Consider the following 19,146-nt stretch of genomic DNA (forward strand, 5'->3'; position numbering starts at 1 on the left):
AATACCTTCGCCTACCACTACAAACGGTTTTCACCCACCCCGCCGACCGACACCGCTAGATGCTTAATACGCGGTCACAGCCCTCAGTTGCTCGCGACCTACGATACTGAGAGACAACTGCACGAACGGTTACAGCGGAGTAGCTCAGAGATACGAGGCGATTCCATGAAGGCCTTCTGGCCCGCGTTCGTATTTGTTTTGCTCGCCGGCGCAGTCGCGGGGACGGGGGCATTCGCCGATCCGCCCGCGAAGCCCGCTCCTGAAATCGCCAACGCGCAGCCGGATTTCAACCGCGACGTGCGGCCGATTCTGGCGGCGCGGTGCTTCAAGTGCCACGGCCCGGACGAAAAGAGCCGCAAGGCCAAGCTCCGGCTCGATACGCGCGAGGGGGCGGAAGCCACTCTCGGCAAAGCGAACGACAGCGAGTTCCTTCGGCGCATTGAAACGACCGACGAAGGCGAGGTGATGCCCCCGCCGTCGACGAAAGTTGCTCTCACCGCCAAGGAGAAGCAGACGCTGAAGGCGTGGATCGCCGCTGGTTCGCCGTATGCGGCCCACTGGAGTTTCGTGCCGCCGAAGCGTCCGCCCGTGCCCGAGATCACAAACGCGAAGGTAACCGTCCGCAATCCCATTGATGCGTTCGTCGCGGCGCGCCTCCAAAAAGAGGGACTGACGCTGTCGCCCGAAGCGGACCGTTACACACTTATTCGCCGGGTGTACCTCGACTTGATTGGCATTCCGCCCACACCGGAAGAAGCTGACGCATTCGTAAAGGACCGATCGCCGAACGCTTACGAGAAGGTGGTCGATGCGCTGCTGAAGTCGCCGCGGTACGGCGAGCGCTGGGCACGAAAGTGGCTTGATCTCGCCCGCTACGCGGACACCAACGGCTACGAGAAAGACCGCGGGCGCTCCATTTGGCCCTACCGCGATTGGGTCATTCGCGCGCTCAACGACGACATGCCGTTCGATCAATTCACGATCGAACAACTCGCGGGGGACATGCTTAGGGGCGAAAAGGGGACTACTCCCTCCCTTGCCTCTCAGATCGCGACCGGGTTCCACCGCAACACGATGCTGAACGAAGAGGGCGGCATCGACCCGCAGGAGTTCCGCTACTACGCGATCACCGATCGCACGAGTGTGACGGGAACTGTGTGGCTTGGGCTCACCGTCGGCTGCGCGCAGTGCCACACGCACAAGTTCGACCCGATCACGCACACCGAATACTTCCGCCTGTTCGCGCTCCTGAACAACGCGGACGAACCGGAACTCTCAGTCCCGACGTCGGAACTCACCAAGAAGCGGGCCGAAATCGAATCGAAGATCCGCGCCGCACAAGAGGAGGGGGTTAAGAAAGTCGCCCCGGAAGTGCTCGCGACCGCATTCGAGGAGTGGGCGTCCGCGGGGCGCAAGCACGCGGTGAAGTGGACGACGGTGCGGCCAACGAAGATAGAGGCCGCGCCAACGAAGCTCACGCTGCAAGCGGACGGTTCCGTGTTCGCGAGCGGCGACGCTCAGAAGCGCGACCTATACACGCTCGCGCTCGATGACTTGCCCGCGGGAGTGACCGCGTTCCGAGTTGAAGCGCTACCGGACGACCGTCTACCCGGGTCCGGTCCCGGCCGTGCGTACTACGAGGGGCCGAAAGGCGATTTCTTGCTGAGCGAGTTCACGCTCACCGCGAACGGAAAGCCGGTGGCGATTTGGGGCGGCTCCGAGTCGCACGTGCGCGCGAATCTGGGCGCGAAAATGGCACTGGACGGCCACCCGTTCACCGGTTGGGCCGGGAGCGGACGGGCGGGCGTTGCTTCATCCGCGGTGTTCAACCTCGCGCAACCACTCACGACGAAGGGCGCACAACTCGAACTCCTCTTCGAGCGCCACTACGCCGCCAGCCTCGGTCGATTCCGCCTCGCGGTGACGACCGAGAGCCGCCCGGTCGCGGCCCGTGACCTGCCTGCGGAGGTGGAGGAGCTTTTCACGCGCCCCGCGGAATCGCTCACTCGCGCGGAACGGGCCACTCTGTTCCGCCACTGGCTCACGATCGCACCGGAACTGAAGTCCGCACGCGACGAGGTCGATGCGCTCCGCAAACAACTTCCCGTGCCCCCAACGACGCTCGTGATGCGCGAGCGCCCGACGGACCACCCACGACCGACGTTCCGCCACCACCGCGGTGAGTTCCTGGAACCGAAGGAGGAAGTACGGCCCGGTGTCCCCACGGTGCTGCCGCCGTTGCCGAAGGGCGCGGAAGTGAACCGGCTCACGTTTGCGAAGTGGCTGATGGCACCGGAGAACCCACTCACCGCGCGAGTCACGGTGAACCGCCACTGGCACTCGTTCTTCGGCCGCGGGCTTGTCCGCACGCTCGACGATTTCGGGTACCAGGGTGAAGTCCCCACGAACCCGGAACTGCTCGACTGGCTCGCACTGGAGTTCCGCGAGAGCGGGTGGAGCGTGAAGAAACTGCACCGGCTCATCGTCACGTCCGCGACCTACCGACAAGCGTCCGAAGTGACGCCCGAATTGCTGGCGAAAGACTCGGAAAACAAGCTTTTAGCGCGCGGCCCGCGGGTGCGCCTCGAAGCGGAGCAGATCCGCGATTCGGCGCTGACAGCCGCCGGGCTACTCTCGACGAAAATGTACGGCCCGAGCGTGTTCCCGCCGCAACCGCCGGGAGTGACGACCGAGGGGACATACGGTCAACTCTCCTGGAAGGTGAGCGAGGGTGAGGACCGGTACCGGCGCGGGCTATACACGTTCACCAAGCGCACGGCCCCGTATGCGATGTCCAACACGTTCGACGCCCCCAGCGGTGAAGCTTGCACCGCTCGGCGCGAGGTGTCAAACACCGCTCTTCAAGCACTCACGATGCTGAACGATGCGGTACTGCTCGAAGTGGCGCAGTCGCTCGGCCGGCGCGCGGCCGCACACAACGGCTCGACGACCGAGCGGGTGCAGTACCTCGTGCGGCTGTGCCTCGTGCGCCCACCAACCGCCGAAGAGTTGGCGCTACTGACCAAGTTCTACGAGACGCAATACACACGGTTCGCGGATGACCCGAAGCGCGCTGCGACTGTCGCTGGCACCGCGCAAGAAGCTGTGGTGCGTGCGGCCTGGACCGCCACGGCCCGGGCGGTCCTGAACTTCGACGAATTCGTAACCCGGGAGTGAGTCGTGATCGAGATCACCCGTCGGCACTTCTTCCGCGACTGCGGGTACGGGCTCGGTAAGGCCGCGCTCGCGTCGTTGCTCGTGGGCAACGCCCGCGGAGCAGAACCCGTGCGCGCCGTCGATCCGCTCGCACCGAAAGAGCCACACTTTCCGGGCAAGGCGAAGGCGGTCATTCACCTGTTCATGACCGGCGCGCCGAGCCAGCTCGACCTGTTCGACTACAAGCCGGCGCTCGCCAAACTCGAAGGTAAGCCGCTCCCGCCCGAGGTCATCAAGGGGCAGCGGTACGCATTCATTCGCCCGGATGCGGCGGTTCTCGGGCCACAATTCAAGTTCGCCAAGCACGGGAAGTGCGGCGCGGAACTGTCCGAGATGCTGCCACACCTCGCGAAGACGGTCGACGACGTGTGCTTCCTGAAGGCCGTCCACACGGACCAATTCAACCACGCCCCGGCCCAAATCTTCTTCAACACCGGGTTCTCGCAACCGGGGCGGCCGAGCATCGGGTCATGGGCGGTGTACGCGCTCGGGTGCGCGACTAAGGAGTTGCCCGCGTTCGTGGTGATGTCCACCGGCGCCGGGATCAGCGGCGGCGCGGCCAACTGGAGCAGCGGGTTCCTGCCGACCATTTACACCGGTACGCGGTTCCGCAATCAGGGTGACCCGATCCTGAACGTGTCGTCACCCGCCGGGTTCGATGCCGCGCTCCAGAAGGATACGCTCGATCTCGTGGCCGAAATGAACAAGAAGCGGCTCGGCGCGGTGGGCGATCCCGAGATCGCAACTCGTACCGCGGCGTATGAAATGGCCGGCCGGCTCCAGACGGCCGCCCCGGAACTCACCGACTTGCGGAAGGAGCCGAAGAAGGTGCTCGACCTCTACGGCGCCGACCCGGACAAGCCGAGTTTCGCCCGTGCGTGCCTGCTCGCGCGCCGGATGGTGGAGCGCGGCGTGCGTTTCATCACCATCTACCACGAAGGCTGGGACGCGCATTCGGACGTGGTCGGAAACCTGCGCAACAACTGCAAGGCGACCGATCAGGCGTCCGCGGCGCTCGTCGCCGACCTGAAGCGCAAGGGGCTGCTCGACAGCACGCTGATCGTTTGGGGCGGCGAGTTCGGGCGCACGCCTATGGTGGAATCGAACCCGGTGCTCGGGCGCAGTTTGGGGCGCGACCACCACCCGCAGGCATTCACGATTTGGATGGCGGGCGGCGGGATCAAGCCGGGCGCCACGCTCGGCAAGACGGACGAACTGGGGTTCCACCCGGCAGAGGGCGGCGTTCACGTCCACGACGTGCAGGCCACGATCCTGAACCAGCTCGGCTTCGATCACGAGAAGCTGACGTACCGGCACGCGGGCCGCGACTTCCGCCTCACGGACGTGTTCGGGCACGTCATCAAGGACGCGATCGCCTGAGCCGGTTCGCATGCTGTATTCGCGGGCGATTGGGGCCTCCCGTACTCGGATGGGTGCCACGCCTTCAGGTACCAACGTGGATCGTTGAGTACTCCATGACGACCGAGGCTCGATCGTCATGGAGCGGCGAACTGGTTACTCCTTGACCGATTTCTCCAGGTCTTCGACCGCGGTCTTGGCTTCTTTGCTCACGGCTTCCCACTTGTCGGACGCAACCTTCTCCAGTTCTTCCAGCTTCTTTTTGGCCGCGTCGCGCTTAGTGGAGGCGTCTTTCAACTTTGCTTCCAGTTTGGTCTTCTCCTCACCCGCAGCTTTCTCCGCCTTTGTCTTCAGGTCGTTGATTTGCTTTTCAACCTTGTCCAGATCCGATTTATAGAGGGCCACCGCATCTTCCTTCTTTGTCGGCTTGGAGTTTGTCTCTTTTGACAGGTTGCACCCGACCGCCAAACTGAGAACCCCGACCAGCGCGCAGCAGATCACGCACGTCCGTAACATGGAACGTACCCTCAACACGTTGTGATGTGGAATGGTAATAGGTGCGAAGTTGATTTGACCGGTCGTTGAGAGCAACTCGCACCCGTCGTTGCCCCTCACAGATTGAGATGCCCCGAGGCGAGAAATATTCCCGTGCGATTTGAAGAGATGACATCTCGGTGAACAGAAGAAATGACACGGGTAAGAGATTACAATCAGAGATCGATCTGTTGCGGGTTGGATTGTTGAGCGGCGCCTCCAATACAATACCTGGATGCTCTCCACGGAACCTCTCAATCAAGCGCGTCCGCGCTCACACCCGTCCTGTCTTCAACTAACCGGGTTCACTGCGGTCGCCGATTCGTGAGGCTTTGGCGAGTTCAAGGACGGGGAAATTCTGGCTTGTAAGTGCAGAGACGGTACGAGGTACAGATTCTCGGTACCTACGGGCTGAAGAGCGGAAAGAACGATTGCGGTACGATTTGCAGCACCGTGCCTCTGACGCCCGTGCGTGTCAACGCGCCGATCCGTATGGCAGACCTACGACATCGAATTTTCGGTCCCGGTCGTTGAAAATGGCAAGAAGCCCGAACCTGCTCGCGTGTCGGGGTCTCATAACGGAATCGAGATTCGCGGCAACGCGCCCGTGACGAGCGGCAACATGACGGCCTCGGTGGAGACATCGCCAGCCCCGATCACGCTTCAGGATTAAGGGCGCCCGGTGCAGTTTCGGAATGTCTGCTGTTGCTGCCAAGTGATTCGCCCGGCCCCCAAAACAAGGACGACGGACCGTATGGGAATCAATCCGGTTGAACCCTCCCCGACCGAAAGCGCCCAACCCGCCGCCTATCTCGATCCGACCGTTGTTCCGACCCCGAACCTCGGGGTACCGACCAGCCCATATTCGGAGCCGGTTGGTGCGAATGAGGCCGGTGAAGTGGCTGTGGCAGAGCGTCAAACGCTCGCGACCGAATCGAACTCGCCCGGCGCGCCCACGGCAGTTCCGGGCGGATCGAAGGAGCTTCTCAAACTTGCTTTGCCGCTCATCGTCAGCCAAAGCTTCATGACGGTGCAGGTGTTCGTGGACACCGTGCTCCTGTCGTGGCACGACCCGCTGGAGATGGCCGCGTCGTTCCCCGCGGTGATGTGGTACTGGTTGTTCTTCGGGCTTCTACAGGTCACCGCGGGGTACACGTCGACGTTCGTCGCGCAATACACGGGGGCAAAGCGCCCCCACCGCGTCGGCGCGGCCGTGTGGCAGGGGATTCACTTCGCGATCGTTGCCGGCCTGCTGTTTTTGGTGATGGTACCGGCAGCCCCGTTCCTCATTGCGGTCAGCGGCCACCCGGCGGACATCCAACCGCTGGAAGCCACTTACCTCAAGTGTTTGGCGTTCGCCGCGCTGCCGATGCTCGTAATGGGAGCCATCAACGGGTTCTTCTCCGGCCGGGGACAGACGTGGACCGTACTCGGCATTGAGGCCGTCGGCACCGCGGTGAACATTGCACTTGCACTGGTTCTGATCTTCGGACGGCTCGGGTTCCCGGAACTCGGGATCGAGGGCGCTGGGTGGGCCACGGTCGCCGGGTCGTGGGCCGCGGCCCTGTTCGCGCTCGCGCTGATGCTCCGCAGGAAGTATCGCGACGAGTTCGGCACGCTCGCCGGGTGGAAGCCGGAGCGGGAGCTGTTCCGCCGGCTGATGATTTACGGCGGTCCGGCCGGGATGCAGGTGTTCCTGGACGTGCTGGTGTTCCACTGCTTCACGGTACTCGTCGGGAACCTCGGTTTCGCGGCGCTCGGGGCCACCACGCTCACGATCCGGCTGAACATGATCGCGTTCTTACCGATGATGGGAATGGGTCAAGCCATCTGCATTCTCGTCGGTCAACGTCTCGGTGGGAACCGCCCGGACTTGGCGGAGAAGAGCACCTACACCGGGCTGAAGTGGGCGTTCGGGTACATGTGTCTCATTGCGCTCGCCTACGTTACGATCCCGAGTCTTTTGGTCGAGCCGTTCCGACCGGACAAGCCGGAGGAGCAGGAGAAGTTTGCTGCGGTCGTCGCTCTCGTACCGACGCTCCTGCTGTGTGTTGCGGTGTTTTCTGTCGCGGACGCAATCAATGTTTCGTTCGCGTTCGCGCTCCGCGGTGCCGGGGACACGAAATACGTCACCAAACTGACGTTCGCCCTTGCATGGCCGTTGATGGTGATCCCCACCGCGATCACGGTGTTCATGGGTGGGAGCGTGTACTGGTGCTGGGTGTTCGCTACGCTACACATTCTCGGTATGAGCGCGTGCTTCTGGTTCCGGTTCCGTAGCGGGAAGTGGAAGTCGATGCGCGTGATCGAACCGGGCGTGGAATGCGAACAGCCGGTGTAGTATGGGCAGTGGCTGGTGAACCCCGCCCACAAGGGCGGTGGGTGAAACTACAACGATGCCACCCATCCTGCCTTTGTGAGCGAGCCTCTGGAGGCTCGCTCACTCGCCCACCACCCTTGTGGGCGGGGTTCACCCGGTTACTTCTTGTCCTTCAGCAACTTCAGGTGAACGGCGGCCACGTCCCACATGTAGTGACTGATCTCGTACTTCTCGACGGCTTCTTTCAGGTGCTCGCGACACTTCTTCGTGTCGCCCTCGGACTCGTAGTAGAGCGCGACGTAGAGGTTCGCGTAGAACCGGGCCTCTTTGAGCGCTTCGCCCTTGAGTTTTTCGTTCTCGGCGGCATCGATCACGTCCTTCGGTTTAATCTTCCCCGCGAACAGTTCGAGCACCTGCTTCATCGGCACGCGGGCGTCCTTCGTGACCGGGATGAGGTTCTCGCGCGCCTTCTGGGGCGTGGTCGCCCGGGCGTTGCAGAGGTAGTGCCACACGGAATTCTCGACGTCCTCGCCGTTCACCGTGCGGTGCTGCTCGAACTGGTCCACGCCGTCCTTAAAGCGACCCGCGTAGTAGAGCGCGATGCCGCGGCGCCAGTGGTCCGGGCCGAACTTCGGGTCCGTTTTGAGGTACTCGTCGAAGTCCGCAAGAGCCTCCTTGAAGTTCCCGAGTTTCAGTTGCGCGTCGCCCCGCGAGTCGTAGGCGCGGACGGCTTTCGGTTCCAGCGCCAGGAGCTTCGTCCACGCTTTAACGGCCTCCGCGTTCTGGCGGAGTTGCGTGTGCGCGGTAGCCGCGGCGAACGGGGCCGCGGGGTTCTTGGGGTCGAGTTCGGCGACCTTCTTCGCGAGCGGAATCACGTCCGCGTACTTTTGCGCTTTCATCGCGGTTTCAATATCGTCGAGCAGTTTGGCTAGCTCCTTATCATTCTTCTCGTCCTTCTTATCTTCGGCGCGCCCGGGCCGGCTCGCGCTCGTGGTGAGGCAAGCGCCCGCGACGATCGCGGCAACGACAAACACGCGCATGGGTACCCCTCGTGAGGAAACAGTGGGGATGATCCTATTCCGGCGGGCCGCCCTATAACAACTTCCATCTTCCTCAATCGCGCTCGGAGTCACTCAATGGCGGAACCCGGTAAGACCCAGCCCGACGGACTGGACAAACAGAAGATCAAGCAGATCCTCGTGCCGGCCCTCGCGATCGCGGCGATCGTGATCCTCGTGGGACTGGTGGTGTTCGTCTCCGATGCCGCCGCGCCGAAGAACATGTCCGACGGCTCGAACGGCTCTGTCGAAGACCCCGACCTGAAGGAGATCAGCGCGGGTGTTAAGTACCGCGACCTGAAAGTCGGAGCGGGGGACGAGTGCCAGCCCGGTGCCGATGTGAAAATCCATTACACGGGGTGGGTTCCCGACGGAACCGTGTTCGACAGCAGTAAAGAACGCGGGCAGCCCGCGACGTTCCCACTCAAAGAGCTGATTGCCGGGTGGCAAGAGGGCATTCCCGGAATGAAGCCGGGGGGGATTCGCAAGCTGGTCATCGCGCCAGATAAGGGCTACGGGAAACAATCGAAGGGGAAGATCCCGGCCAACAGCACGCTCGTCTTCGAGGTCGAGTTGCTCTCGTCTTCTCCGCCGCCCCGCGCGCGCCGGTACCCCGCTCCGACGGACCTCACCAAACTGAGTGACGGAACCGAACCCGGCGCCGATGACCCGAACTTAAAGCCGATCGGCAAAGATGGTTTGAAGTGCCGCGACCTCAAGGTTGGGGACGGCCCGGAATGCCCCGAAGGGGCACGTGTGGTGATGGATTACACCGGTTGGCTTACAACCGGCGGAAAGCCGTTTGATTCCAGTTGGTTAGAGGGTAAAGGCCCTTTGAATATGTCTCTCGGCGAACTGGTTCAGGGTTGGCAGCAGGGCGTCCCGGGAATGAAAGTGGGAGGCGTTCGCAAGCTAGTAATCCCGGCCAGTTTGGGCTACGGTATGCAGGCGAAAGGCGCAATTCCAGCCAATTCAACACTCGTGTTTGAAATCGAGCTGCTGGGGTTCGGATTGGGGGGTAAGTAAGCCGAAGCCATTTGCGAGTGCCGAGGGCGCCGGCTCCCGGCACTCGTAAGTGCCGCACTTACCGTTGCACCCGCGCCCCGGTGCCGGCCGCGAACGCTTCGACTTCCGCGAGCGTGGCCATCGTGGTGTCGCCGTGGTAGGTGGTGAGCAGCGCGCCGTGTGCCCAGCCGAGGTTGAGCGCCTGCTGGGTGTCGCGCCCGCTCATAAGACCGTAGATGGTGCCGGCCGCGAACCCGTCGCCGCCGCCGATGCGGTCGATCACGTCGAGCTGCGCCGTCGGGCTGACGTACCGCTTCCCGTCGAGCCACAGCACCGCACCCCAATCGTGCCGGTTGGCCGAGTGCGTTTCGCGGAGCGTGGTCGCCACCAGTTTGATGTTCGGGAACTCCTTCACCGTGTTCTCGATCATGCCGAAGAACACGTCCGGGTTCAGCTTCGACTCCTCTTTCTTCGTCACCTCCGGGCCTTTCACCCCCAGCCCCTTCTGCATGTCTTCTTCGTTCCCGATGAGGCAATCGACGTTCGCGACGATGCGCCGGAGCGTCTCCACCGCGCGCTTGTCGCCGCCTACCGGCTTCCACAACTTCCCGCGATAGTTCAGGTCGAACGAGATGATCGCGCCCTGCGCTTTCGCGGCCTTCATGCCCTCAATGATGAGTTCCGGGTTGTTCTCGGACAGCGCCGCGAAGATGCCGCCGGAGTGGAACCACCGCACGCCGCCGGCCATGATCTTGGCCCAATCGAAGTCGCCGACTTTGAGGAGCGAAGCGGCTTCGTTGGCGCGGTTGTAGAACACGACCGGCGCGCGGACGCCCTGCCCGCGGTCGCTGTACACGGTCGCGATGTTCGGCCCGCGCACGCCGTCGTGCTCGAAGTGCTTGTAGAACGGCGTGACGCCCATTTCGCGCACGCGCGCCTGCACGAGCTCACCGACCGGGTAGTTGACCATTGCGCTGGCGATGCCGGTGCGCAGGCCGAAACAGTCGGACAGGTTCGCGGCGACGTTGTACTCGCCGCCGGAAACGTGGACATCGAACGCGCGCGCCTTGCGGAACGGTGTAACGCCGGGGTCGAGCCGGTGAATCAAAGCCCCGAGCGAGAGGAAGTCGAGCGCGCAGTCGTCGGTCCGAATCGGAAGAGGCATGAGGGAACTCCGGGAAACGTCGTATAAGGTCTACGCTATCGCCGGAGAATGACCGGACAAGACGGGGTAAAACGGCAGTGGTTGGATGGCCCAAAAGCGTGTGCTCCACACGGTGCCACACGTGAAACTAACGCTCGAACGGGTCGTACACTCTGGATCGCGTGCGAGGCACGGATCGGGGAGCACTATCGAGAGCTCAGACCGGCGCGCTCACTTATCCGCGACGACCTTCGCGGCCTTTTCCCGCCACGACGCGGCCAGCTTTTCGTCCTTCGCGACCCCAATGCCTTTCTCGTAGCACCGCGCGAGGTTGGTCATCCCGTTCTTGTCCCCGTGGTCCGCGGCCTTGCGGTACAGTCGAACCGCTTCCTCCGGATCAGCAGTAACACCGCGCCCGTGTTCGTAAATGAGGCCGAGGTTGTTCGTGGCCCCGACATGCCCCTTTTCGGCGGCCTTTTCGTACCACTCGCGGGCCTTCACGTGGTCCGGTTTCCCGTTCCCGCCCTTGTACTTGCCCGAACTGTAGAGAACGCCGAGGTTGTGAAGGGCCTGTACGTGCCCTTGTGCCGCGGCCTTCTCGTACCACTCCTGGGCTTGCGCGTGATCGGGCGCCCCGCTCTTGCTGTCGTGCCGACCCGTGCCGTACATGAACCCGAGGTACAATTGCGCGTTCGCGTCCCCCTGTACCGCGGCTTTCTCGAACAACTCCCGTGCTTTGGGGTAGTCCTGCGTCACACCCGCTGGGCGGTAGTACATCAGCGCGAGGTGGTACTGCCCGATGGCGTACCCCTGTTCGGCCGATTTCTCGTACCACTCACGGGCCGTGGTGTAGTTCTGCGTGACGCCGAGGCCATTCTCGTACAGCACACCGAGATTGTTCTGGGCACCAGAGTGGTTCTGCGCCGCGGCCTTTTCGTACCACTCGCGGGCCTTCGCGTAGTCGGTCGAGACCCCCAGGCCGTTGCCGTACAGCAGCCCGAGGTTGTTCTGGGCGTTAGAGTACCCCTTCTCGGCCGCTTTTTCGTACCACTCGCGGGCTTTTGCGGCATCCTTCTTGACCCCGCGTCCGTTGGCGAGACAGTAACCCAGTTCGTCCATCCCGATCGCGTTCCCGAGGCCCGCGGCTTTGCGGAACCACGCGACCGATTTCTTGGAGTCTTTGTCCACCCCGGATCCGTTCGCGTAGCAGTACCCTAACTCGACCATCGCGGCCGATCCGTCGAGTTCCGCGGCCTTGCGGAACCATTCGGCCGCTTCCTTGGGGTCTTTATCCACCCCGCGCCCGTCCCGGTACGTGATCCCGAGGAGATACATCGCCATCCGCTCTTGGGCCTCGGCCCCCTTGCGGAACCATTCGAGCGCTTCGGTTTCGTCCTTCGGAACGCCCTTCCCGTCCTGGAAGCACCCGCCCAACTCGGTCATCGCGATTGGTTCACCGGCCTCGGCCGCTTTGCGGTACAGCCCGGCGGCCTTCTTCAGGCTCTTCGCGGCGCCGATACCGTTTTCCAGGCAGTTCGCGTACAGAACCATGCCGTACACGCAATCGCCCTCGGCCGCTTCGCGCCACGCGCGCCACCGCGTCGGTCCCCGGTCTTTGAAGAACGGGTAAGCCGTTTCGCCCCCGGACGCGGTGAGATAATCGCTCCAGTCGCGCCGCAGTTCGGCATCAATTCCCGGCCTCGGTTCCGGCGCCGTCGGCACCGGTTCCACCTGTTTCGGAGCGGGAGAGATCTCGGGTTTCAGCGCCAGAACCGGGTGCGGTTCCGGTGCTTCGGGAATGGGAACCGGCTTCGCAGCAACGAGCGTTGAAGTGCCCGGATCGGCAACGGGCGGAGCCGGCCCCACGTTGTCGTTCTGCGCGACCGGTGGGTCCGAGGGCTTCGTGGGTTCGGGCTTCTGCATCACCAGAAGTGCCACCGCCACTCCGCCAACAAACAGTGCGGCGCCCGAAACGAGCAGGGCCGTAAGGCGCGACGTGGCGCGCGGCTCCGGCACGGGAGGAGCCGCTTTTTGGGTGCGCGATTCGCGAACCGAACGCGGAACGGGTGTGTGCTTAGCAGAAGACTTCGCCGATCGGCCCACGGGCACGGTGGGAAGATCGGGAACCTCGTCCGCGAGTGGCCCCTCAACGAGTTCCAGCGCCGGGATTTCTTCAGGTTCCGCGGGGACCGGGAGCGCCTCCGGGCGCTCGTTCGAGCGCAAATACGTCCCGAGGGCCGTAGCGAACTCTTTCGCGGAGCGATAACGCTCCGCCGGGCGCTTGGCCAGCGCCTTGAGACACAAGGCATCAAGAACCGGATCGAGTCCCGCAACGACACGCGACGGGGGAACCGGTGCGGTCTCGCAGTGATCGCGCATGACCTCCCAGACGGACCCGGAAAAGGGCACGCGCCCGGTGAGCATCTCGTAGAGGATGATGCCGAGGCTGTACACGTCCGACAGCGGCCCGATCTCGGCCGCCGCTCCGCGGGCCTGTTCCGGGGACATGTACGCGGGCGTCCCCTTGGGCACCCCGTTACTGGCCGCGGTCGCCTGATCGACGAGCCGGGCCAAGCCGAAGTCGGCGATGAGCACCTCGCGTTGGGATTCGTCGAACAGCACGTTCGCGGGTTTTAAATCGCGGTGAACGACTTTCTGCGCGTGCGCCGCGGCCAGTCCCTGAGCGAGCTTTCGCACAATCGCGAGTGCGTGGCGCGGGGGCAGGAGCCCGTCGCGGTACCGGAGCACCCCGGCGAGCGTGCCGGGCACCACGCGCATCACGATGTAGGGCAGGGTGCCGTCGGTGCCGACTTCGTAAACCGGGCACACGTTGGGGTGGTGGATGATCGCGGCCAGTCGGTTCTCGCGGAGAAACGATTCGCGAAATTCGGGCGTCAGTTCGTCGACCTTCGGAACCTTGATCGCCACCTGCCGTTCGAGTTCCGGGTCGAACCCCAGATACACGCGCGCGAACGCGCCCTCGCCGAGCAGCGTGCGCACCTCGAATCGTCCGATGCGCGCGGGCTGAGTGTGTGTAAGTGTGGACCGATTGGGGCCGTTCGGTCCGGTGCGCCCGCCCGTAAAGGTGTCGGGGGCCGGCGCGCGGGTCGGAGTTTTGGGAGCGGCGAAATCCGCCGGGTTGACTTCGGACATGGTGCTCGGCTCGCGGGGGCGCGGAGACGAATAACAACTATTGTGACCGCGAAACGGCACGGTGCCAAGAGATTAAGACGGAGAGGCACCGCCGAACAGTAAGGGATTCGCGCCGAACACCGAGAAATTTGGGAGCGTGGGTGGTGTAAAAACGAAACCGCCCCGGCTCGCGAGCCGGGGCGGTCGAATTGAGCGAACTTACTTGGAACTGCCACCGACGAAGATCCCCGGGGACGGGGACTGGTTCGGCGGCACGGCCAGGAAGCTGTCGAGCAGGTCCAGGGTTTGGCCGTCGAAGAGTTTGACGTGTGGGGCGCTGCCGCCCGCGCCGGTGAGGATGTCCGCCAGCCCGTCGCCGTCGCGGTCGACCGCCGCGACGCGGACCCCGAACGTCGCCCCCGGGTACGCGATGAAGCTCTGGCGCTCCGCTCCGGTGATCGCGTCGAGTGCCTTAATGTGTGGTGCGTTCGTGGCCCCGGTGATGATCTCGGCGCGCCCGTCGCCATCCAGATCCCCGGCCGCGACGTAGATCCCGCCCAAGTACCCGGCCCCGTAAGCGAAGTAGCTCCCCAGGAGCTGCCCGTTGTTCTGGCCCGAGAACGCTTTCACGTGCCCGGCGAACGTGGCGGACCCGGTGACCACGTCGGCCAGCCCGTCTCCGTTCACATCGCCTGCGGCCACCGTGACCCCGACCGGGTTCCCGCCGCCGTAGGCGAAAAAGCTCAGGAGCGTGTCCGCCGGGTTGCGCCCGGAGAACGCCTTCACGTGGTCGTTGGCGATGGCCGTGCCCACGATGATGTCGTCGAACCCGTCCCCGTTCACGTCCCCGGCCGCGATGTTCACCCCGCCCGTGTACCCGACGAACGTGAAGAAGCTCGCCAGTTCCGAGTAATCGGCCCCGTTGTACACCTTCACGTGACCGCCCGGGGCGCCCGCGCCCGCGGACACGATGATGTCGTCGATCCCGTCCCCGTTCACGTCGCCCGCGGCCACCTTCACGCCCAGCGAGTACCCGTCGAAGGGCGTGAGCACCCGGAGCAGAGCCCCGGTACGCGGGTCGAAGACCTGGACCGTCGCTTGCGGCCCCGCGTCCGTGCCGACCACCATCCGCGACTGCCGATCAACGATCTGGGTGGCGGTACCGGACCCGGCCCGGTAGAAGGCGTCGCCCGAGTAGACGGCCGAGATGATGCTAGTTCCCACGCGGAGGGTACTGACGTTGATGGCCGCCCCGCCGGTCGCGTCGAGGGCCACGACGCCCAGAACCTCGCCGGTCGTGGAGTTGATGAAGGTGATCGTCCCGTTCGGGACCGCGAGTCCGGGCTGCTGGGCGACCCGGGCGAGGAAGCCGACCGTGTCCCCGAAGACGCTCGGCCCGTTCAGGGCCTGCATGCTCACGGTCGAAACGACGGTGACCGCCTGCACGAGGGCCAGATCGGTCTGGGTGCGAGCCTGGTAAGACGACGACGGGGTGAACGTTGCGGTGATGTTGTGTGACCCGCTCGTCAGCGCCGCGGTCGTGAGCGATGCCGACGCCAGGTTGAGGGTGCCTGTTGGGGAGAGCGCCACGGTACCGATCGACACACCATTATCGTAGAACTGGACCGTGCCCGTTGGCGTCGGGTCGCCGGCCACCGCAGGGGTGATGGTGACCGTGAACGTCACGGACTGGCCGGGGAGTGACGGGTTGGTGCTCGACTGGATCGTCGCGGTCGAGGCGAGCGCGAGCACCGTGACGGTGACGTCGTTCGCGTTGTAATGAATTTGGTACACGCGCGTCCCGGTGGTAAAGGTCGCGAGGTCCGCCAGTCCGCTGAAGGTACCCGTAACGCCGCCCGTCGCGGTGAGAATGACGAACGAGTCGTTGACCGCGGGGGTGAAGCTCGGATTGAACACCAGGGTCGCGTTGTTGAGAGTGGCCGTGCCGGTGACCGCGAGTTGGTCGTACTGGGTGCCCACGGTCGTACCGGCCGCCTCCACGATGAACGAAGAACCGGCGCTGAGCACAACGTCCCCGTTCGCGCTCAGGACCGCGGGGCTCTGACCCGGCGAGAGTTGCCCCCCCGCGTTCACGGTGATCGCCCCAACGGTGCCGGTGCCGCCCAGGGCGCCGCCGCTCAGAACGGTCACGCGCGCCGCGCTCTGGTTCGCGTTCACGAGCACCGTCCCGCCGCCGCCCACAAACGTCGTTCCGGTGTACGCGGGGCTGGCCCCGGTCAGCGTGAGCGTCCCGGTACCGATCTTTGAAAGCAACGAGCCCGCGGCCCCGGTAATCACCCCCCCGAAGGTCGACGTGGTGTTACCGACCCCGACTATCAGTGCCCCGGCCCCGAGGGCGAGCGTGGTAGTGGCGCCGCCGGTGACGGCCGCGATCGAGTCTATGAAACTGTTCATGTCCAGCGTGGTTCCGCCCGCGAGTGCGACGGTGGTGGTGTCGGGCAGCACGTTGTGCGCGCCCAACCGCAGCACGCCCGCGGTCACGGTGGTGGGGCCGGTGTACGTGTTGGCCCCGCCGAGCACGAGCGTCCCGCCCCCGGTCAGTATGATCCCCGGGCCGTTACTGATAACGGCGTCGATTTGGAGGTCGGGGTCGGCGGCGCCGTTGCCGACGTTGAACGTTCGGACCGCTCCACCGAGCGACAGGTTGCCGGAGATTTTCGCGACCTCGGTCGCGGCCGTAACGTTCACATCACTGATGAGGGTGAGCACCCCGGTCGCGGTCGTGATCTCGCCACCGACGAGGGTCAGCGCGCCGAGCGTCTCATTGAACCCGTTCAGATTGAGCAACCCGTCCTGACGGACGGTCACGAGGATCGTGACCGCGCTGACCGATTCGGGGATCTGGTTAGACGTTTCGAGGCGCAGCTCGGCCGAATTGTTGGTGCCGGCTGCGTCACCAACGAACACCTGGCCGCCGAGTGCGATCAACCCGGCCGGTTTCGCGAGCGTGAGCCGTCCGTCGTCCACGAATGTGGTCGTGAGGAACGTGTTACTCGCGGTCCCGCTGAGCCGCAGTTCGCCCGCGCCGATTTTGTGGAGGTCGGCGTCGCCGCTCACCACACCAGCGAACGTGAGCGAGCCGCCCGCGGCCACATTAATATCGGCCTGCGTTGTGTTAACGCCGAGGAGCGTAATCAGGCCGGTGATCTGGCTGGTCCCCGCTCCGACCAGCAGCACGCCGCCGCCGGAGATCCCGGTCCCGGAGAGCGTCAGATCCTCAGTCATGGTGATCGCGCTGGGTATTTGCAGCGCGGCACCGTTGAACACGCGCGTGCCGGCTCCGTTGGCCCCGCCCAGGGATTGGTTGGACGTGATGATCGTCAGCCCCTCGCGCAGGGCCGTGGACCCGAGGTAGGTATTGTTGCCCGCGAGGGTCAGGGTGCCGGCCCCGGTCTTTTCCAAGCTCGGGATCACACCCCCGGCGGGAACGCTGCCGTCGCGGATGACCCCGGTGATCGACAGGGCGTCGCCCCCGTCGATCTTGAGGGACGCCGCGGACCCGAGGGTGACGGTCGAACTGAACGTGATAGCGGAGGTGCCACCCGCGGCCGGGTTGATGACGTGAACCGCTCCGACTGTATTGAAACCAACGCCGTTCAAAACCAGGGGGCGCGCGAACGTGTAGTTCCCTTCGATCTGAAGGGGACCGACCGCGCCCGAGGTGCCCGTGGTCGAGTTTACCGTGACGGTACCCGTGTTGCCGAGGGCCAGCGCGTCAGCGATCTCCAGGGTGCCGTTGTTAACGAACGTGCTACCCGTGAACGGGGCGAACCCCGTGGGCACCCCGGTCGCGCTGTTGTTACGGGCGATGCGTATGTTCCCTTGATCGACCTTCGTGAACGCGAACGCGCCCCCCATAGGGCCGGAGAGCAGGAGCTCGGCGTTCAATGCCGCCCCGAATGACGAGGCGCTCAGCAAGGTGATCGTGCCGGTCCACTCGGACGCCGCCCCGTTCTGGAACAGGCTGAGCGCCCCGCGGGGCCGGCCCGCGGCGTCGAAGAAGAAGCCGGCACCGTTCAGGAAGAGTGTCTCGCCGACCGTGAGCCCGTTGCCGACGCGCAGGGTCGCACCATCGAATACCGTGGTCGAGAAGAGGGGGTTGGGCGAGAGGGCGTTGCTGTCGAAGATTGTGATGGCCCCCTGCCTGATCAGGGTGTTGCCCCCGTATGTGTTCCCGGTAAACAACCTCAGCGTGTCGAACCCAACCTTTGTCAGATTCCCGCTCCCGCTGATCCCGGTCGTATCGACATCAACCGTGGCCCCACTGTCGGTGCCGATCGTCACGTTACCGATAAGAGCGATGCCTCCGGACCACGTTCCGCCCCCGAACGGGTTGACGCTGGGCGCTTGGAATGTCAGGTACGGATCGATGATCCCACGGAGCGCCCCCAGTCCACCCACCCCGTCCCCAACGAGATCGAGCGAATCGGAGATCGTTGCCCCGTTTGTAAGGGCCATCGTCGCGCCGGCGTCCACGGCGGCCCCGAGGATCGTGCTCCCGAGCGCGTTATCACTCGCGACGGCGAGAATCCCCTCGTTGACGCGCACCGCGCCGGTGAACGTGTTGTTCCCCGATAACCCGATTGTACCGGTGCCTCGCTTCAGCAACCCGCCCGCCCCACTAGTCGGGTTGACGATGTCTGCTGTGATGTACAGCACGCCTACGTTATCGCTTCGAATCTCCTGGTTGAGTCCGTTCAATTGGATCCGCAGGTTTGATACCCCACCCGTAGCGAACGTCGGCCCGATCAGCGAGAGCCCAGTAAGTGACCCGAGGGCCTGCGGAATGTTGGAGATAATGCGCCCGTTGATTCTCAGCGTGGTATTTGCGGATAGGGCGTCGATGTGGTAGTTATCGTCGTTGATCTGCAAGTCGCCGATGGTGTAGTTCCCATCGATAATGGAGTTCGCGAGCGTTCCCCCCGGAACGTGCGTGCCGTTCGGGAAAACGAACACATTGTTGACGATTGCTGCCGGGGGCTTGTTAGCACCAGACACGGCCGGGAAAATGACATCGTCCCCAGTTTGGGGGCGGTAAAAGTTTTGCCAGTTCATGGGGTCGCTCCACAGAGCGGAATTGTTCCCCGTCGTTGGCGCGGGGATCGCGGCCCCGGTCCATATCGCCACGGCCATCAGCGCCCGGTCTTCCAGTGCCTCGACCGTAAGGGCGGGCTGGATCGGAGCGCACTTGCCTTGACCCACGAATCGCTTTTTGAACAATTGCCGAAGCCAAGACGGCGCCATGATGGTACCCGCGTGGTGTTTATGGACTACACGTTCCGTGTCAAAAACCAATCAAATCAGAAAGTGACACAACAGAGGAACACGTTGCGCTGCGTTAAGTTTCGCGCTAGTGA

General features: G+C 64.1%; 9 protein-coding genes. 4 read left to right on the top strand and 5 right to left on the bottom strand.

All coding sequences use genetic code 11. The features are described 5' to 3' along the window. Positions 1 to 165: 165 nt before the first annotated feature. The gene (locus VT84_RS00195; protein WP_082838076.1) at positions 166 to 3,177 is read left to right on the top strand and encodes a PSD1 and planctomycete cytochrome C domain-containing protein; all 3,012 of its coding nucleotides are present in this window, start codon (positions 166 to 168) and stop codon (positions 3,175 to 3,177) included. 3 nt (positions 3,178 to 3,180) lie between these two features. Continuing rightward, positions 3,181 to 4,596: a DUF1501 domain-containing protein gene (locus VT84_RS00200; protein WP_052549287.1), complete on the top strand. Its 1,416-nt coding sequence runs from the start codon at positions 3,181 to 3,183 to the stop codon at positions 4,594 to 4,596. A gap of 135 nt (positions 4,597 to 4,731) precedes the next feature. Here VT84_RS00200 and VT84_RS00205 read toward each other — a convergent pair whose 3' ends face one another. Continuing rightward, positions 4,732 to 5,091, bottom strand: coding sequence for a hypothetical protein (locus VT84_RS00205; RefSeq protein ID WP_052549285.1), 360 nt, complete (start codon positions 5,089 to 5,091; stop codon positions 4,732 to 4,734). A gap of 922 nt (positions 5,092 to 6,013) precedes the next feature. Here VT84_RS00205 and VT84_RS00210 point away from each other — a divergent pair. Further along, positions 6,014 to 7,450: an MATE family efflux transporter gene (locus VT84_RS00210; RefSeq protein WP_239465623.1), complete on the top strand. Its 1,437-nt coding sequence runs from the start codon at positions 6,014 to 6,016 to the stop codon at positions 7,448 to 7,450. Positions 7,451 to 7,587: 137 nt separating this feature from the next. Here VT84_RS00210 and VT84_RS00215 read toward each other — a convergent pair whose 3' ends face one another. Further along, the gene (locus tag VT84_RS00215) at positions 7,588 to 8,469 is read right to left on the bottom strand and encodes a tetratricopeptide repeat protein (protein ID WP_082838078.1); all 882 of its coding nucleotides are present in this window, start codon (positions 8,467 to 8,469) and stop codon (positions 7,588 to 7,590) included. Positions 8,470 to 8,565: 96 nt separating this feature from the next. Here VT84_RS00215 and VT84_RS40385 point away from each other — a divergent pair, with 96 nt between their 5' ends. Then, entirely contained in the window at positions 8,566 to 9,513 is a 948-nt protein-coding gene (locus VT84_RS40385; protein WP_052549280.1) for an FKBP-type peptidyl-prolyl cis-trans isomerase, read from the top strand. Between the two features lie 58 nt (positions 9,514 to 9,571). Here VT84_RS40385 and VT84_RS00225 read toward each other — a convergent pair whose 3' ends face one another. From VT84_RS00225 to VT84_RS00235, 3 genes are all read right to left on the bottom strand, one after another. After that, positions 9,572 to 10,657, bottom strand: a complete 1,086-nt coding sequence (locus VT84_RS00225) for a sugar kinase (RefSeq protein WP_082838079.1) — start codon at positions 10,655 to 10,657, stop codon at positions 9,572 to 9,574. Positions 10,658 to 10,867: 210 nt separating this feature from the next. Continuing rightward, complete coding sequence (locus VT84_RS00230) at positions 10,868 to 13,789, bottom strand: serine/threonine-protein kinase (RefSeq protein WP_052549277.1); 2,922 nt, start codon at positions 13,787 to 13,789, stop codon at positions 10,868 to 10,870. A gap of 198 nt (positions 13,790 to 13,987) precedes the next feature. Next, positions 13,988 to 19,033 carry a beta strand repeat-containing protein gene (locus VT84_RS00235; RefSeq protein ID WP_082838080.1) on the bottom strand — a complete coding sequence of 1,682 codons (5,046 nt, stop codon included), beginning with the start codon at positions 19,031 to 19,033 and terminating at the stop codon, positions 13,988 to 13,990. Positions 19,034 to 19,146 lie beyond the last annotated feature (113 nt).

The sequence above is a fragment of the Gemmata sp. SH-PL17 genome, from assembly GCF_001610855.1.
Lineage (GTDB): Bacteria > Planctomycetota > Planctomycetia > Gemmatales > Gemmataceae > Gemmata > Gemmata massiliana.